Origin of the sequence: Micromonospora sp. NPDC048063 (assembly GCF_043202855.1) — a bacterium.
In the GTDB taxonomy this organism is placed as follows: domain Bacteria; phylum Actinomycetota; class Actinomycetes; order Mycobacteriales; family Micromonosporaceae; genus Micromonospora.
In genome coordinates, this window is sequence record NZ_JBIDBG010000004.1 from 580,512 (window position 1) to 596,581 (window position 16,070).

The following is a 16,070-nucleotide window of genomic DNA, read 5'->3' on the forward strand; positions in this document are numbered from 1 at the left end:
AGGTGATCGTGGCCAAAACGTAACGTGAAACGATGTCGGTTCAACGCGCCATTTGGTCGGCATTTATGCGTATATGCAGGTCGGCGGCCGCGTTCCCACCAGGTATTTGACCCGTGACAAGCGCACGCCCCCTCTGCCAGGGTGAGTGGCGCATCACATGACAGCCGTGGCTTCGGCCGCGCTCGTCATGTAACAGATCCACAAAGGAGGAGGACCTTTGAGGAGACGAGTCACAGCCGGCCTGGCCTCGGCCGCGGCCGCGCTGCTGGCGGCGGGAGTCGTGTCGGCGCCGGCCTCCGGCGCACCGGCCGCGGACCCGGCCCCCGGTTCCGACAAGGCGAAGCACGGCAGGGACAACCTCCCCGATCCGAAGTCGGATCAGCAGCGGGAGCTCCGGAAGAAGGCCATCGCCGACCTGCTCTCCGGCAAGGCCAAGCTTCAGACGCGCAACGGCTCGAAGGTCATCCAGGTCAAGGACGACCTGTTCGTCGAGTACCAGCAGGCGCCGAAGACCGACCCCATCTTCACGATGCTGGTCGAGTTCGGTGACCAGACCGACCCCCGGACCGGTGGGACCGCTGGTCCGCTGCGCAACCAGATCGCCGAGCCCGACCGCAACTGGGACGGCGGCTCGAGCGACGACAACAGCACGCTGTGGCGGCCGGACTTCAACCGGGCGCACTACCAGGACATGATGTTCGGTCCGGGTGAGTCGATGCGGGACTTCTACCTGAAGCAGTCCGGCGGGCGCTACACCGTCAACGGCGACGTCACCGACTGGGTGCAGGTTCCGTACAACGAGGCCCGGTACGGCAGCAACGCCATCTCCGAGGCCGACGGGTACTGGAACTTCGTCAAGGACACCGCGACGGCCTGGTACGAGTCCCAGGTCGCGGCCGGCAAGACGCCGGAGCAGATCAAGCAGTACCTGGCCCAGTTCGACATCTGGGACCGGTACGACTTCGACGGCGACGGCGACTTCAACGAGCCCGACGGCTACATCGACCACTTCCAGGCGGTGCACGCGGGCGAGGGCGAGGAGGCCGGCGGCGGCGCCCAGGGCGAGGACGCCATCTGGTCGCACCGCTGGGCGGCGTTCCCGAACCTGGCCGGCAGCGCCGGCCCGGGCGAGAACAAGGCCGGTGGTGTCCAGATCGGCGACACCGGCATGTGGATCCGGGACTACACCACGGAGCCGGAGAACGGCGGTCTGGGCGTGTTCGCCCACGAGTACGGCCACGACCTCGGTCTGCCGGACCTCTACGACACCGCCGGCGGCGACAACGGCGTGGGCTTCTGGAGCCTGATGTCCTCCGGTTCGTGGCTGAGCCACGGCACGGACGACATCGGGTCGACCCCGGGCTACATGGACCCGTGGTCGAAGCTGTTCCTGGGCTGGCTGAACTACTCGGTGGTCGAGGAGAACAGCGGCACCACCCGGGTCACGCTCGGCCCGGCCGGCGACAGCGACGGGCCGAAGGCCCAGGCCGTCGTCGTCAACCTGCCGGCGCAGACCCAGACCACCAGCTACAACACGCCGTTCGGCGGGTCGTACGAGTGGTGGGGCGGCAGCGCGGACGACCTGAACACCACGCTGACCCGCCAGCTCGACCTGACCGGTGCGACGTCCGCGTCGATCACCGCGAAGGCCTGGTACGACATCGAAGAGGACTACGACTACCTCTACGCCGAGGTGTCGACCAACGGTGGCGCCACCTGGACCCCGCTGGGCAACTCGTCGATCGACGCCGGTGAGACCGGGGTCGACGGCTCGACCAGCGGCGCCTGGGTGGACCTGGCCTACGACCTGTCCGCGTACGCCGGGCAGACCGTGCAGTTCCGCTACCGCTACCAGACCGACGGCGGCGTGCACCTCGCCGGCGCGTTCCTGGACAACGTGTCGCTGGTCAAGGGCGGCGCCGTCGCCTGGACCGACGACGCCGAGACGCTGGCCGCCGAGTGGACCGCCAAGGGCTTCACCCGGATGGGCGGCTCGGTGACCGACACGTACCCCCGCTTCTACATCGCGGAGAACCGGTCCTACTTCGGTTACGACGACACCCTGCGGACCGGCGGGTACAACTACGGGTTCAACAACACCCGCCCGAACTGGGTGGAGCGGTTCTCGGTCCAGCCCGGCATGCTGGTCTGGTACGTGAACTACGCGTACGGCGACAACAACACCTCGGAGCACCCGGGCTACGGCCTGAACCTCCCGGTGGACGTCCGGCCGAACAAGATCAACGTCGGTGGTCAGGGCACCATCACCAACCGCCGCAACGGCTTCGACGCCACGTTCAGCCTGTACGCCAAGCCGGCGCAGACCTTCCACCTCAACGGTGTCCCGGTCACGCTCCCGGCGCTCGACCCGAACCCGGTGTTCTTCGACAGCGGGGCGAACAAGTACTGGACGTCCGGCAACCCGTGGAACTCGGTGAAGCTGGCCGGTTCCGGCACCCGGATCGAGATCCTGCAGCAGGGCACCAACCCGACCGACGACATGGTCGTGAAGGTCAGCAACTGACGATCGGGTTACCCGTGGGGCCGGTGGCGGTGACGCCACCGGCCCCACTTTTCGCGTACGTGACCCGGTCCGATCGAGAACGATCTCTTCCGCCCCATCGGGGACCCTATGCCCTGCTCATGACGGTTGATGAACGGCTGGGATGTGACGGTGAAAAGCATTCCCAACAAAACTTTGCAACAAATAGACGTGCGCATCTTCCCAGGGGTCACACGAGTGTCTATGTTCACCATTGGTCCCACTAGTGGGATCGATCTCCACCGGCCCGTACCCCCGTTGGGCCGGTTCCCTCACACCGGAGGTACCACGTGCGCAAAGTCGCAGTGGGTCTGCTCGGGCTTTCGCTGACGGCGACGGGACTGGCGGTCGGCACATCCGCCAGCGCCGCGCCGCAGCCGAAGTTGCCGACGGCCGCTCCGTCGGTCACCGAGCCAGCCCATGTCGACCACGACCTGCCGAACCCGCTCGAGGACAAGCGTCGCGCCCTGCGCCAGGAGGGCCTGAGCGACGTCCTCTCCGGCCGGGCCAAGGCGCAGAAGATCAACGGCAGCACGGTCGTCAAGGTCGGCAAGACCCAGGCCGAGGGGGCCACCGCCCGCTCGACCCGGGCCGGCGCCGCCAGCCAGATGGAGGACCAGTACGTCGAGCTCGCCCGCGAGCAGACCGACCGGATCTTCGTCATCCTCGCCGAGTTCGGCAACGAGCGGCACCCGAGCTACCCGGACCAGGACACCGACCCGACCACGGCGGGTCCGACCCGGTTCGACGGGCCGCTGCACAACGAGATCCCCGCCCCCAACCGGGCGGTGGACAACTCCACCGTGTGGCAGGCGGACTACAACGCCGACCACTACCGCAAGCTCTACTTCGGCACCAACCCCGGTGACGAGTCGCTGAAGCAGTACTACGAGGCGCAGTCCTCGGGCCGCTACAGCGTCGACGGCACGGTCACCGACTGGGTGAAGGTTCGGTACAACGAGGCCCGCTACGGCCGCTCCGGCGGCTTCCCGTGCGAGGACAACACCTGCACCAACACGTGGGAACTGGTCCGGGACGCCGCCAACCAGTGGGTCGCCGACCAGAAGGCCGCCGGCCGCACCGACGCCCAGATCGCCGCGGACGTCAAGGCGATGGACCAGTGGGACCGGTACGACCACGACTCGGACGGCAACTTCAACGAGTCGGACGGCTACATCGACCACTTCCAGATCGTCCACTCCGGCGGCGACGAGGCCGACGGCGACCCGTACCAGGGCGAGGACGCCATCTGGAGCCACCGCTGGTACGCCTTCGCGTCCGACCAGGGTTCGACCGGCCCGGTCAACTTCCCGGCCGGCGGCACCCAGATCGGCAACACCGGCATCTGGATCGGTGACTACACCATCCAGCCGGAGAACGGCGGCCGGAGCGTCTTCTACCACGAGTACGGCCACGACCTCGGTCTGCCGGACGACTACAACGTCGTCAACGGTGGGGACAACAACAACGAGCACTGGACCCTGATGGCCCAGAGCCGGCTCGGCGCCAAGGACGACGCCGGCATCGGCGACCGCGGCGGCGACCTGGGCGCGTGGAACAAGCTCCAGCTCGGCTGGCTCGACTACGAGGTGGTCGTCGCGGGGCAGCAGCGCACCCTGAAGCTCGGCCCGCAGGAATACAACACCGACGAGGCCCAGGGCGTCGTGGTGGTGCTCCCGAAGCGGGAGTACAGCTTCGACAACGGCAAGCCGTTCGAGGGCACCAAGCAGTTCTTCTCGGGCAACGAGGACGACCTCAACAGCACGATGACCCGGACCCTGGACTTCACCGGGAAGTCGTCGGCGTCGCTGTCGATGAAGGGCCGCTACGACATCGAGGCCGGGTACGACTACCTGTTCTTCGAGGCGTCGCTCGACGGCGGCCAGACCTGGACGGCGCTGCCGGGCACGGTCAACGGCCAGCCCCTCCCGGAGATCTCGCCCGGACGTCCGGCCCTGGACGGCAGCAGCAACGGCGAGTGGGCCGACATCAATATCCCCATGGACGCGGCGGCGGGCAAGGTCGCGCAGTTCCGGCTGCGCTACCAGACCGACGGCGGTGTCTCCGAGGGCGGCTTCTACGGTGACGCCGTCACCGTGACCGCCGACGGCCAGACCGTCCTCTCCGACGGTGCCGAGTCCGGCGCCGCCGGTTGGACGCTCGCCGGTGGCTTCGAGGTCGCCGAGGAGACCTACACCCGGGAGTTCGACAACTACTACATCGCGGGCACCCGGCAGTACACCTCGTACGACAAGTACCTGAAGACCGGCCCGTACTTCTTCGGCTACGCGAACACCCGCCCGGACTACGTGGACCACTACGCGTACCAGGAGGGTCTGCTGATCTCCTACTGGAACACCCGGTGGGCGGACAACGACACGTTCGAGCACCCGGGTGAGGGGCGCAACCTGATCATCGACGCGCACCCGCGGCCGATCTACAACCTGACCGGGCAGCCCTGGCGGGCCCGCGTCCAGGTCTACGACGCGCCGTTCAGCCTGAAGAAGGCCGACTCGTTCACGCTGCACCTCAACAGCCAGCCGCAGTACATCCGTGGCCAGGCCGCGCAGCCGCTGTTCGACGACACCAAGCAGTACTGGTACCCGGAGCTGCCGAACCACGGCGTCAAGCTCCCGGCCACCGGCACCAAGATCAAGGTCCTGGAGAAGGACGGCCTCTACACCAAGATCCGCATCTCCTGATCGCCTGATCACGCACCACCCGCACCACGCGATGCCCGGGCAGGCCACCTGCCCGGGCATCGCCCGTTCCGCAGGCAGCGAGGTGCGATCGGCGGGGGAACCCGCGTGGCACGTCCGACCGGTCGTGCGGTCCGCCACCCGCGCGATCGCCAGCGACCCCGGCCACCCGGCCGGGGTCGGCGGCGGAGCCGGCCGGCACCGGGGTCATAGGCTGTCTGCCATGACCGAGCAGCGTGGCGGGCCCGTCGACGAGTCCTGCGTCCTCAGCGAGGGGCCGTGGACGCACCGGTTCGTCGGCGCGAACGGCAGCCGGTTCCACGTCGTCGAGTCGGGCACCGGCCCGATGGTGCTCTTCCTGCACGGCTTCCCCGAGCACTGGTGGGCCTGGCACGAGATGCTGCCGGCGGTCGCCGACGCCGGGTTCCGCGCCGTCGCGGTCGACCTGCGCGGCTACGGCGCCAGCGACAAGCCGCCCCGGGGGTACGACGGCTACACGCTGGCCGCCGACATCGCCGGGCTGATCCGGGCCCTCGGCGAGCGCTCCGCGACCGTGGTGGGCACCGGCATCGGCGGCATGATCGGGTGGACCGTGGCGTCGTTCCACCCGGCGCTGGTCCGCCGGCTGGTGGTGCTCGGCGCCCCGCACCCGCTGCGGCTCCGGGCGGCCATCTTCGCCGACCCGCGCGGGCAGTTCGCCGCCTCCACGCCCACCCTGAAGTTCCAGCTGCCCCGCTACGAACACGTGCTCACCCGGGACGGCGCGGCGGCGGTGGAGGAGATGCTGCGCCGCTGGGGCGGGCCGCGCTGGGTCCACGGGCCGGACTTCGAGGCGTACGCCCGGCGGTGCCGGGAGGCGATGCGGATCCCGCAGGCGGCGTTCTGCGCCCTGGAGGGCTACCGCTGGGCTTTCCGCTCGGTGCTCCGCCTGCACGGCTACCGCTTCGTCCGGCTGATGCAGAAGCCGCTGGTCACCCCGACGCTCCAACTCCACGGCGCGCTCGACCAGGCGTCCCTGCCGCGCACCGCCCAGGGCTCCGGCCGGTACGTGGTGGCGCCCTACGAGTGGCGGCTCCTGGACGGCGTGGGGCACTTCCCGCACATGGAGGCCCGCGAGGTGGTGCTCGGCGAGATCCTGCGCTGGGCGAAGTCCTGACTCCGACCCGCTGCCCGCGCGGGCCTCAGACCCGCTGCTCGCGCAGGTCGGCGACCTCGGCGGCGGGCGCCCAGCCCTGGTAGACGCCGAAGTCGAAGACCTCCAGCCCCATCGCCCGGGCGACGGGCCAGCGCCCGCCGGTGTACTCCACCCGCAGCCAGCCGTCGTGCTCGCCGAGGACGATGAACGGCTGCCCCTGCCAGGTGCAGGTCGTCCGCACGTACGCCAGGTCGTCGACCTCGGTGGCCGGGACCACCCGCACGTACCGGCCGGGGCGTACCTCCTCGAAGCCCTCGCCCGACTCGGGCTGGTAGAGCCGGACGTCGTCGCCGTCCGGGCTCGCCTGGTACTCCCGGCCGCGCCAGCGGGCCACGTAGCCGTCCCGGGTCACTGCGCACCGACCTGTCGCCACAGCAGCGCGTCGGTGTCGAGGATGGCGACCACCCGCTCCGTGCCGTCCGCGCCGATCCGCCAGAGCTGCGCGCCGTGCGGCAGCCGGGCGCTGTCCACCTTGAACTCCGCCACCACGTCGCTGCTCTCGCCCGGGGCGAAGCCGTTACCCCGGAACGGCGGGCGCTCGATGACCCAGCCCTCCATGGCCCGCATGGCGGCCTCGCTCTGCCCGCCGTACGGGATCCGGTAGAGGCTGGGTCGGTGCGCCGGCCAGCGCAGCACGTAGATCTCCTCGGCGTCCCGCGCGAACGGCGAGTCGGGGTGACCGAGGCCGAGCGCGTCGTGCAGCTGCGCCGGGGTGTTCAGGTGGGCCAGTTCGTTGGCCCGGTGCACGAAACCGGAGACCCGGTCGTAGCCCCGCTCCAGGTAGTACGCGAGCTGGCTGGGGGCGACCGCCTTCTGCATCACGATCGGCCGGGCCGGGTCAGGTGCCGCATAGCGGGGGCGGCTGGCCGGCTCCTCGACGGGGGCCGCCGCCTCGCCCTCGGTCCCGGCGTCGTCGCCGAGCCCCACCTCCGCCGCCCAGTTGGCCAGCGCGAGGATCTGCTCACCGGGCAGCTTCGCCCCGACCGGGCTACCCGGGTTGACCGCGAACGACCAGGAGGCGTCCGGCCACCGCCGGATCAGCTGGACGAACTTGACCTCGATGGTCTCGGCCGCCGCGTCGGCGTACTCCGCGAGCCGCTCCGGTGAGGTGTGCACCACCACGAACGTGTCGCCGTCCAGCTCCTCCGTACGCCAGACGAAGCCGGGCTCACCGGGCCGGCTGCCCGGCGCGGAGTCGGCGGCCACCGGCAGCAGCACACGGGCCAGCAGCAGCGTGGACAGGAACGTGTCGGTGCTGCCGCTCCCGGCGGCGTCGAGCAGGTTCTCCTCGACCTCGTTGGCCGGCTGGAAGTCGACCGGCACGGGCTCGAAGCGGGCCGGCGCGTGGTCCTCCGCCCCGGCCACCACCGATCCGCCCGCCGGGGCATCGCCCCACCCGGACCCCGCCGGCACGGCGCCCTCCCCGACCGCCTCGCCGGGCGTCGGCGCGGCCGTACCCGCGACGCCGCCGGTAGCGGGCGGGGCGGGACGCCGCGACGCGGCAGCCGGCTCGGGCGCGGTGTCGGGCGGCTCGGGCGCGGTGTCGAACAGGCCGGGCGCGGCGGCGACCGGCCGGGACGGGGTGTCGAACAGGCCGGGCGCGGTCTCCACCGGTGCGGCTGCGGTCTCCACCGAACCGGGTGCGTCGACCCCGCCGGGTCCGGTGGCAACGCCGGGTCCGGTGGCAACGCCGGGTCCGGTGGCAACTCCGGGTCCGGTGGCAACGGGGTCGGCGGGGCCGACCGCACCGGCTGCCGTGACGGTCGGGCCGGTCGGTGCCGTGACGGTCGGGCCGGCGGATGCCGGGCCGGCGGGGGCGGTCGGGGCGGGCCGGTCGGACCGCCGCACCGGCTCGAACAGCGAGACGGGCTCCGCAGGGGCAGCGTCGGGCGACCCGGTGAGGTCCCGCGACTCGATGATCGTGCCCTCGATGACGATCGGCGTGAACCCGCGCCGGGGCGCGGGCGGCCCGGAGACCAGCTCCGCGGCCGAGGCCGGCTCCTGCTCCGCGCCGGGCTCCGGCGTGGGCCGGGGGCGCGGCAGGGCCTGCGTCACGTCACCGTCGGGGTCCGGCCGGCGGGCGGCGAACGCCAGTGTGGGGTCGGGGGCGGAAACGCGAAGGTCGCGGGTGACGTCCTCGGCGGACGGGTCCGCCCGGCGCGGCGGCAGCACCTGGGTGCTCTCCCCGTCCGGCACCGCGAAGGCCCGGGTCGGCTCGCCGTCGGCCGGGGCGATCGGGATTGGGCGGGTCGGGCCCTCCGGCACCGGCTCGGCGAGCGGTCGACGCCGGGGGAACGGCTGGCCGCCGCGTGCGAGGCGGGACGGCGGTACGGCCCGTTCGCCGGAGCGCAGCGCCTCCTGCCGCTGAGCGGACGCGCGGCCGGACGCCGGCTCGAAGAAGGACCGGTGGTTGGGCCGCTCCGGAGCCTCGCCGGCGGGACGACCGTTCGTCGGCGAGGACGGCGCGGGGGGCGGGACCGGCCGGCCCTCCGCGCGATCGCCGAGCGGCACGAACCGGGACGGCGCCGGCCGGTCGACAGCCGCCACGGCGTCGCCGGCCGTCGGGTCACCCTGCTGCGGGCCCGGCCGGTTCGACGGGTACCCGGGCGGGACGGCGGCGCGGGGCGGCTCCGGCGGCCCGGGTCGGGCGGGCGCCGGCACCCGGCCGGCCGTCGACGCCGCCGGGTGCTCGGGCCGGGCCGCCGGGGCGCCGTTGGCCGGGGCGGCACCGGCCAGGGCGGTCCGCCCCGGGTCACCGGTGGTCGGCCGGGTCTCCGGCCCGTCGGCCGTGTCGCGACCGGTGGTTTGGGCCCGCACCCGGGCGACGGTCTCCGCCCGTTCCAGGCGGGCCCGCGCACCGAGGGTGCGGCCGGGCAGCCGGACGTCGCCGCGGGAGAGCTGGGAGACGAACCAGGCCGGCAGGTAGCCCTCGACGGGCAGGCCGGGGTTCACCGCCAGCCACCACTCGTGGTTGGGCCAGCCGGCAGCCAGGTCGGCGTACGAGGTGCGGCGGCCGGAGCCCGCGTTCTCCCCGAGGCAGGCCCGCATGGCCGCGGCGGAGGTGAACGCCAGCACGTGGGTGCGACCGCCGGTCGTCCAGGTGCCCCAGCCCAGCGGCGCCTTCCCGGCGAGCGCCTCGGCCGAGACCGGCAGCAGCAGCTCGGTCTGGGCCAGGACGCGGAAGTAGAGCTGCTGGTCGTTGGCGCGCAACGCGTCCCGCATCGCCGCTTCGGCGTCGGTGGCCGGCTCCCAGTCGGTCACGGCCACCCCTCCTCCCGCGAACAGGCCATAGGCATCGCGTACAACCTACAAGGTAGAAACAAGATCACAATGGCTGGCCGGCGGCGGTCCGCGCCGTCGCGCCGGAGGCGCTAACATCCCGTCCCGGAGTCGACACGATACGGAGGCGGTCGATGTCCCGGTCCCCCGCGCGCCCGCTCCTGGCAGCCCTGACGACGGCGCTGCTGGCCGCCGTCCCGGCCGCCCCGGCGGCCGCCGCCCGGCCGGCCCGGGCCGCCACGGAACCGGTCACCGTCGGCCGTTCCGGGCCCGCCGCGCTCACCGCGCGGGCGGCCCCCGGCTGCCCGTCCCCGCTCGCCCCGGTCCGGCCGGTGTCCGCGCCGCCCTGGCCCCACCAGCGGTACGCCCCGGAGCGGCTCGCGCCGTTGGCCACCGGGGCCGGGGTGACGGTGGCGGTCGTCGACTCCGGGGTGGACCGCCGCCACCCGCAGCTGGCCGGGCGGGTCCTCGACGGCACCGACCTGCTCGACCCGGGCGGCGACGGCGGCCGGGACTGCGCCGGTCACGGCACCGGCGTGGCGAGCATCATCGCCGCCAGCCCCCGCGACGGGGTGGCGTTCCACGGGCTGGCCCCGGGCGCCCGGATCCTGCCGGTACGGGTCAGCGAGCAGCAGGTCGTCGAGGGGCGGGAGTCGGGGCGCACGGTCAGCGCCGAGGACTTCGCCCGGGCCATCCGCTGGGCGGTCGACCACGACGCCGACGTGCTCAACCTCTCCGTCGTGCTGTACGCGGACAACCCGGCGGTGCGGGCCGCGGTCGGCTACGCGGTCGAGCGGGACGTGGTCGTGGTGGCCGCCGCCGGAAACCTGCACGACAGCGGCGACCCCCGGCCCTACCCGGCCGCGTACGACGGGGTGCTCGGGGTGGGCGCGATCGGGGCGGACGGGGCCCGCTCCCCGTTCTCCCAGACCGGCCCGTACGTCGACCTGGTCGCCCCGGGCAGCGACGTGCTGATGGCCGCCCCCGGCCAGGGGCACCACCGGGCCGAGGGGACCAGCTACGCGGCGCCCTTCGTGGCGGCCACGGCCGCGCTGCTGCGGCAGTACCGGCCGGAGCTGAGCGCGGCGCAGGTGGCGCAGCGGATCGTGGCGAGCGCCGATCCGGCGCCGGGTGGCGGCGGGGGCGGCGGGTACGGCGCGGGGGTGCTGAATCCGTACCGGGCGGTCACCGAGACCGGCGGCGGGGCGCCGGAACGGCCGCGCCCGGCCACCGCGCTCGCCGACGACCGCGACGATCCGGCGCTGGTGGCGCAGCAGGCCCGCCGGGCGACGGCCCGGGACCGGGCGCTGCTGGTGGCCGGGATCAGCGGAGCGGCGGTCGCGGTGGCGGCGCTGCTGGCGCTGGTCGTGCCGCGCGGCGCCCGCCGCCGCTGGCAGCCCGCCGGCCCGGCCTGACGGCGGGCTGCCGCGGAGCCAGCCCTCCGCCCGGTCGCCCAGCCACGAGCTGGAACGACGGTGGTGGCGTCGACCGGGTCAGGGTCGGCGCCACCACCGGGCGCGGCTCACTGGAACAGGCCGACGTTCTTCTTCTCCGTGTCGAGGTAGTCGGCCGCGGAGTCGTCGACCGCGAGCTTGATGTCGCGCAGCATGGCCTGCAGGTCCTGCGAGGCGGAGCGCCAACGGCCCTGCCGCTGCTCGTACGCCTGCCGGGCCTCGCCGGACCAGCTCGCCACGAGCGGGGCGGCGTCGCGTTCGAGCTGCCCGAGTTGCGAGTCGAGCGTGTTCAGCGCTCGTTGGATGTCCGCGCTGGCCTGCTGCAACGCGGCGAAGTTGACGACCAGCACACCGTGGTCCATCGGATGTCTCCTCCCCCGAAGTCCGGGTCAGAGCGGCAGCTGGATGCCGCCGCGGTTGGTGGTGGACACGCGGCTGGCGGCCTCGCTGTCCGAGACGTCGTACTGCTGACCGGCCGTGCGGATGGCGCCCGCGGTCTCCCGCAGCGCCCGCTGCAGCGTCGCCTGGTCCTGCGCCCACTGCTGTTTGACCTGCTCGAACGAGCGCCCGCCGGCGCCGCGCCAGGCCTGCTGCAACACCTCCAGCTGGGCCATCAGGCTGCTCAGCATGGAGTGCAGGGACTGGTCCACCTGCTCGAACTTCGCGGCAGTCTGCTGCATCACCGCTGCTTCTGCCTGGGTCTGGGACACCCCGGACGTCACCTCGTCTCATCGGTCGTGGCTGGCCGTCGGCGCGCCCGCTCACTCGGGCGCCCCGCTCGCGCCGCCCGGGCGTCGAGCGCGGCGGGCGCGGGGTCAGCGGAACTCGTCGCTGACGGTAGCCGCCCCCTCGCGGTTCTGCTACCCCATCGCCATCCCCTGTGGACAACCGCGCTCCCCGCTCCCTCGGGCCGGCCCTTACGATGGGCGGCATCGATGTCGCGGCGAGTGACCGGTCGAGGAGGCACGGTGACGGTGACCACCAGCACGGGCCCGGCCCGGCCGGCCGCGCAGCCGGCCACCGCCGTCCCCGAGCCGGTCCCACCCACGCCGGCCGGGCCCGCGCCGGGCGCGTCGGGGCCCCGCGCCGTCCTGCCGCCACAGTGGATTCCGGCCGCCCGTCGGCGGACCATCGGCGTCCGGGCCGGTCAGGTCGTCGCCGCGCAGGTCGCGGTGGCCGCCCTGGTCGCGGCCGCCGGCCGGGGCGCGCTCGCGGCGCTGGCCGCCGTGGCGCTGGCCGCGACGCTGCTGCCCCTGGCGTGGGTGCGGCTGCGGGGGCGCTGGCTCTTCGAGTGGCTCGCCACCGGCCTGGGCTATGCGACCCGCCGCCGCGCCCTGCCGCCGGCCGCGGGCCCGGCGGCCCTGCTGGACCTGGTCGACCCGGGTGCGGTGGTCCGCCCCGTGGAGCTGGCCGGCACGCCGGCCGCCGTGCTCGACGACGCCGCCGGCATGGTGGCCCTGGTGGAGGTCGGCGACCCGGCCGACCTGCTCGGCGACGGTCCCCGCGCGCTGCCGCTCCCGGCGTCCCTGCTGTCGGCGGCCGCGCCGGACGGGCCGCCGGTCCGGCTCCAGCTCCTGCTGACAGGCGCGCCCGCGCCGACGGTCGGGGCGGGCCGCGGCACGGTCGCCACGTCCTACCGGCAGCTCACCGACGGGCGGCTCGCCGGCCTGGAACAGGCCGTCCTCGCCGTGCGGGTGCTCCGCGCCGAGGGCTGGACCGGCGAGGAGCTGCGGCAGGCGCTCTCCGGCACCGTACGCCGGATCGTGCGCCGGCTCGGGGCGGTCACCGCCCGCCCGCTGGGCGAGCACGCGACGCTGCGCGTGCTGGCGGAGTCGGCCCACCACGACGACCATCCGGCCCGGGAGTCCTGGCAGGCGGTGCGGGCGGGCGACCTGCTCCAGACCACGTTCCGGCTGCGCCGCTGGCCCGACGCGCGCACCGATGCCGGCCGGCGGCTGGTGCCCCGGCTGCTCGCGCTGCCCGCGACGGCGACCACGGTGTCGCTCTGCGCCGGGCCGCAGGCCGGCGCCGACCCCGCGTCGGCGCCGACCGAGGTGGCCGTACGGCTGGCCGCCGCCACCCCGGCGGAGCTCTCGGTCGCGGCCCAGGCGCTGCGCCGGCTGGTGACCGAGGCGGGCGGCGAGGCGCACCGGCTCGACGGCGCGCAGCTCGACGGGCTGGCCACCACGCTGCCGCTCGCGGCGGCGGGGGCGCCGGGGCCGGGGCCGGCCCCCGACGCGTTGGAGCTGACCGTCGGCGAGGCGGGGCTGATGGTCGGCACGAACCGGCACGGCGGCGCGGTGACCGTCCGGCTGTTCCGGCCCGAGAGCACCCGGGTGATGCTCGTCGGCGGGATAGGCGCGGCACAGCTCGTCGCGCTGCGGGCCATGGCGCTCGGCGCCCGGGTGGTGGTGCAGACGGCGCGCCCCCGCAGCTGGGAGCCGTTCGTGCGGGGCGTCGGCACGCCGGGCGCGATGATCCCGCTGGTTCCGCCGGGCCGCCCGGTGGGCGGCGGACCGGGCTCACCGCTGTGCCCGCTGCTGGTGGTCGTCGACGCCGGCCCAACTCCGGCAGACCCGGAACCGGGCCCCGCGTGGCGGGCCACGCTACTGGTCCGCGACGAGCTGACCCCGGCCGACGCCGACGCGCTGGGCCGGGCCGACCTGGCCGTGCTGCAACCCCTCGACCCGGCCGAGGCAGCCCTGGCCGGCGCCGCGTTGGGCCTCGGCGGGTCGGCGGAGTGGCTGACCCGGATCCGGGACGACATGGTCGCGGTGGTCAACCGGCGCGCGCTGCGCTGGGCGCTGCTCTCGCCCACCCCGATCGAGTCACAGCTCATCGGCCGCCCCTCCCGCCGCTGACCGGCGCGCCACTCGCCACTGGCCGGCATCCCTTCCGCCGCTGACCGGCGCACCGCTCGCCTGGCGGCCGGCCGCGGATCCGGCTTCCCGAGGCGGTCCGGCGATCTCGCGGGTTCCGCACGTGGCGCGTCCGTGGCACGATCCCCGCCATGGGATTCCTCAAGGGGCTGCTGATCCGGCTGGCCAGCACGGCACTGGCCTTCTGGCTGGCCACGCTGCTCATCCCGGGCATCACGCTGGAAACGGAGTCCGCCACCGACGCGGTCACCACGCTCGTCCTCGTCGCGGCGATCTTCGGCGTGGTCAACGCGGTGCTCCAGCCGGTCATCAAGACCGTCGGCTGCGGCTTCTACCTGCTGACCCTCGGGCTGATCGCGCTGGTGGTCAACGGGCTGCTGTTCCTGCTGACGAGCTGGATCGCCGACCAGGCCGGGTTGCCCTTCCACGTCGACAGCTTCTGGCCGGAGGCCGTGCTCGGCGCGCTCTTCGTCGGGATCGTCACCTGGATCCTCGGCGCCGTCCTCGATCGGGACTGAGCCGCACCGCCGACCAGATGCCGGGAACTGGCTGCTCAGCGGCCCGGGTCGCCGGGTTAGTGTCACCAGGGTGACCACCTTGACCCGCCACGACGGCTACCTGCTCAGCACCGACCCGGACCGGATCGACCTGGACCGCGTGCACCACTGGCTCTCCACCGACGCGTACTGGGCGATCGGTCGGGACCGGGAGACGGTGGCGCGGGCGTTCGCCGGGTCGGTGGTGTTCGGCGTCTACCGCCCCGGCGACGGGCGGCAGGTGGCGGTCGCCCGGGCGGTCACCGACGGGGCCACCTTCGCCTGGCTCTGCGACGTCTACGTCGACCCGGGTGAGCGCGGCCGGGGGCTGGGCACCTGGCTGGCCGGCGCGGTCCGCGACCACCTCGCCGGCCTGGGCGTACGCCGGATCCTGCTGGCCACCTTCGACGCCCACGAGGTGTACGCGAAGGTGGGCTTCGCAACGATCACCGATCCGCACCGCTGGATGCAGCTCGACCAGCGGGATCAGCCGGTGAGCCCGGTCACCGGCAAGGATCCCGGGGGCCGTCCGCCCCTTACTGTGGAGGCGTGACGCCACTCCGCCTCGGCTACCTCTACGGCTTCGGCGCGTACCTCCTCTGGGGATTCTTCCCGCTCTACTTCAAGCTGCTGCGTCCGGCCGGGCCGCTGGAGATCCTGGCCCACCGCGTCGTCTGGTCGGTGGCGTTCGTCGCCCTGCTGCTTGGCGCGATGCGCAACGTCGGGTTCCTGCGGGCGCTGGTGCGCCGGCCCCGCGCGCTGGCCGGCATCGGCGCGGCCGCCGCGCTGATCGCGGTGAACTGGGGCGCCTACATCTACGGCGTCAGCTCCGAGCGGGTGGTGGAGACCGCCCTCGGCTACTTCATCAACCCGCTGGTGGTGGTGCTGCTGGGCGTCACCGTGCTGCGCGAACGGCTGCGCCCCGCGCAGTGGGCGGCGCTCGGCATCGGCGGGCTGGCCGTGGCGGTGCTGACCGTCGACTACGGCCGGCTGCCCTACCTGGCGCTGGTCCTGGCGCTCAGCTTCGCCGGCTACGGCCTGGTCAAGAAGCGGCTCGGGCTGCCCGCCGCGGAGGGGCTCTTCGTCGAGTCGGCGGTGCTGGCGCTGCCCGCGCTGGCGTACCTGGGCTGGCTCACCGCCAGCGGCGACGCCACCTTCGGGCACGTCTCGGTCGGGCACACCGCGCTGCTGGTGTCGGCCGGCGCGGCGACCGCGATCCCGCTGCTGCTCTTCGCCGGGGCGGCGAACCGGCTCCCGTTCACCGGTCTCGGCATGCTCCAGTACCTCGCCCCGATCCTCCAGCTCGGCTGCGGGGTGCTGATCTTCCACGAGCCGATGCCGCCGGCCCGGCTGGCCGGCTTCGCCCTGGTGTGGGCTGCGCTGGTCGTCTTCACCGTCGACGCCCTGCGCCAATCCCGCCGCACCCGCGCCGCGACCCGCGCCGCGACCCGCACCGCCCCCGCCCCGGCCACGATCCCCTGACCCT

12 protein-coding genes are annotated in these 16,070 nt (G+C 73.8%); 8 read left to right on the forward strand and 4 right to left on the reverse strand.

The window, feature by feature from the left end; all coding sequences use genetic code 11:
* The first annotated feature begins 217 nt into the window (after positions 1 to 217).
* The 3 genes from ACGFZ2_RS14485 to ACGFZ2_RS14495 all read left to right on the forward strand — a co-directional run bounded on the left by ACGFZ2_RS14485 (position 218) and on the right by ACGFZ2_RS14495 (position 6,397).
* Positions 218 to 2,524 carry an immune inhibitor A domain-containing protein gene (locus tag ACGFZ2_RS14485; RefSeq protein ID WP_393453459.1) on the forward strand — a complete coding sequence of 769 codons (2,307 nt, stop codon included), beginning with the start codon at positions 218 to 220 and terminating at the stop codon, positions 2,522 to 2,524.
* Between the two features lie 323 nt (positions 2,525 to 2,847).
* Positions 2,848 to 5,244, forward strand: coding sequence for an immune inhibitor A domain-containing protein (locus tag ACGFZ2_RS14490; RefSeq protein ID WP_393453700.1), 2,397 nt, complete (start codon positions 2,848 to 2,850; stop codon positions 5,242 to 5,244).
* A gap of 220 nt (positions 5,245 to 5,464) precedes the next feature.
* Complete coding sequence (locus ACGFZ2_RS14495; RefSeq protein WP_357699030.1) at positions 5,465 to 6,397, forward strand: alpha/beta hydrolase; 933 nt, start codon at positions 5,465 to 5,467, stop codon at positions 6,395 to 6,397.
* Between the two features lie 25 nt (positions 6,398 to 6,422).
* On the opposite strand, the gene ACGFZ2_RS14500 is transcribed toward ACGFZ2_RS14495, so the two are convergent.
* Both ACGFZ2_RS14500 and ACGFZ2_RS14505 read right to left on the reverse strand, forming a co-directional pair.
* Entirely contained in the window at positions 6,423 to 6,788 is a 366-nt protein-coding gene (locus ACGFZ2_RS14500) for a hypothetical protein (RefSeq protein ID WP_393257528.1), read from the reverse strand.
* Positions 6,785 to 9,697 carry an SseB family protein gene (locus ACGFZ2_RS14505; protein ID WP_393453462.1) on the reverse strand — a complete coding sequence of 971 codons (2,913 nt, stop codon included), beginning with the start codon at positions 9,695 to 9,697 and terminating at the stop codon, positions 6,785 to 6,787. The genes ACGFZ2_RS14500 and ACGFZ2_RS14505 overlap by 4 nt, the downstream gene beginning before the upstream one ends.
* A gap of 152 nt (positions 9,698 to 9,849) precedes the next feature.
* Here ACGFZ2_RS14505 and mycP point away from each other — a divergent pair, with 152 nt between their 5' ends.
* Entirely contained in the window at positions 9,850 to 11,130 is a 1,281-nt protein-coding gene (gene mycP / locus ACGFZ2_RS14510) for a type VII secretion-associated serine protease mycosin (RefSeq protein ID WP_393453465.1), read from the forward strand.
* Between the two features lie 107 nt (positions 11,131 to 11,237).
* On the opposite strand, the gene ACGFZ2_RS14515 is transcribed toward mycP, so the two are convergent.
* A complete protein-coding gene (locus ACGFZ2_RS14515) occupies positions 11,238 to 11,531 on the reverse strand; it encodes a WXG100 family type VII secretion target (protein WP_350701842.1) in 294 nt (97 codons plus the stop codon).
* Between the two features lie 27 nt (positions 11,532 to 11,558).
* Positions 11,559 to 11,879 (reverse strand): WXG100 family type VII secretion target, encoded by a 321-nt coding sequence (locus ACGFZ2_RS14520; RefSeq protein WP_393257522.1) that lies wholly within the window; start codon positions 11,877 to 11,879, stop codon positions 11,559 to 11,561.
* Between the two features lie 225 nt (positions 11,880 to 12,104).
* On the opposite strand from ACGFZ2_RS14520, the gene eccE reads away from it, so the two are divergent.
* The 4 genes from eccE to rarD all read left to right on the forward strand — a co-directional run bounded on the left by eccE (position 12,105) and on the right by rarD (position 16,066).
* Positions 12,105 to 14,030 (forward strand): type VII secretion protein EccE, encoded by a 1,926-nt coding sequence (gene eccE, locus ACGFZ2_RS14525; RefSeq protein WP_393453468.1) that lies wholly within the window; start codon positions 12,105 to 12,107, stop codon positions 14,028 to 14,030.
* A 149-nt stretch (positions 14,031 to 14,179) separates the two neighbouring features.
* Entirely contained in the window at positions 14,180 to 14,566 is a 387-nt protein-coding gene (locus ACGFZ2_RS14530) for a phage holin family protein (protein WP_393257518.1), read from the forward strand.
* Positions 14,567 to 14,636: 70 nt separating this feature from the next.
* On the forward strand, positions 14,637 to 15,137 hold the full coding sequence (locus ACGFZ2_RS14535) for a GNAT family N-acetyltransferase (RefSeq protein ID WP_393257516.1): 501 nt from the start codon (positions 14,637 to 14,639) through the stop codon (positions 15,135 to 15,137).
* Positions 15,134 to 16,066, forward strand: coding sequence for an EamA family transporter RarD (gene rarD / locus ACGFZ2_RS14540; protein ID WP_393453471.1), 933 nt, complete (start codon positions 15,134 to 15,136; stop codon positions 16,064 to 16,066). Before ACGFZ2_RS14535 ends, rarD begins: the two co-directional genes overlap by 4 nt.
* The last annotated feature ends 4 nt before the right edge of the window (positions 16,067 to 16,070 follow it).

Excerpts from the sequence above, each read along its gene's own strand:
- ACGFZ2_RS14495 (WP_357699030.1), top strand. The coding sequence starts at position 5,465 with ATGACCGAGCAGCGTGGCGGGCCCGTCGACGAGTCCTGCGTCCTCAGC.
- mycP (WP_393453465.1), top strand. The coding sequence starts at position 9,850 with ATGTCCCGGTCCCCCGCGCGCCCGCTCCTGGCAGCCCTGACGACGGCG.
- ACGFZ2_RS14515 (WP_350701842.1), bottom strand. The coding sequence starts at position 11,531 with ATGGACCACGGTGTGCTGGTCGTCAACTTCGCCGCGTTGCAGCAGGCC.
- eccE (WP_393453468.1), top strand. The coding sequence starts at position 12,105 with ATGTCGCGGCGAGTGACCGGTCGAGGAGGCACGGTGACGGTGACCACC.
- ACGFZ2_RS14530 (WP_393257518.1), top strand. The coding sequence starts at position 14,180 with ATGGGATTCCTCAAGGGGCTGCTGATCCGGCTGGCCAGCACGGCACTG.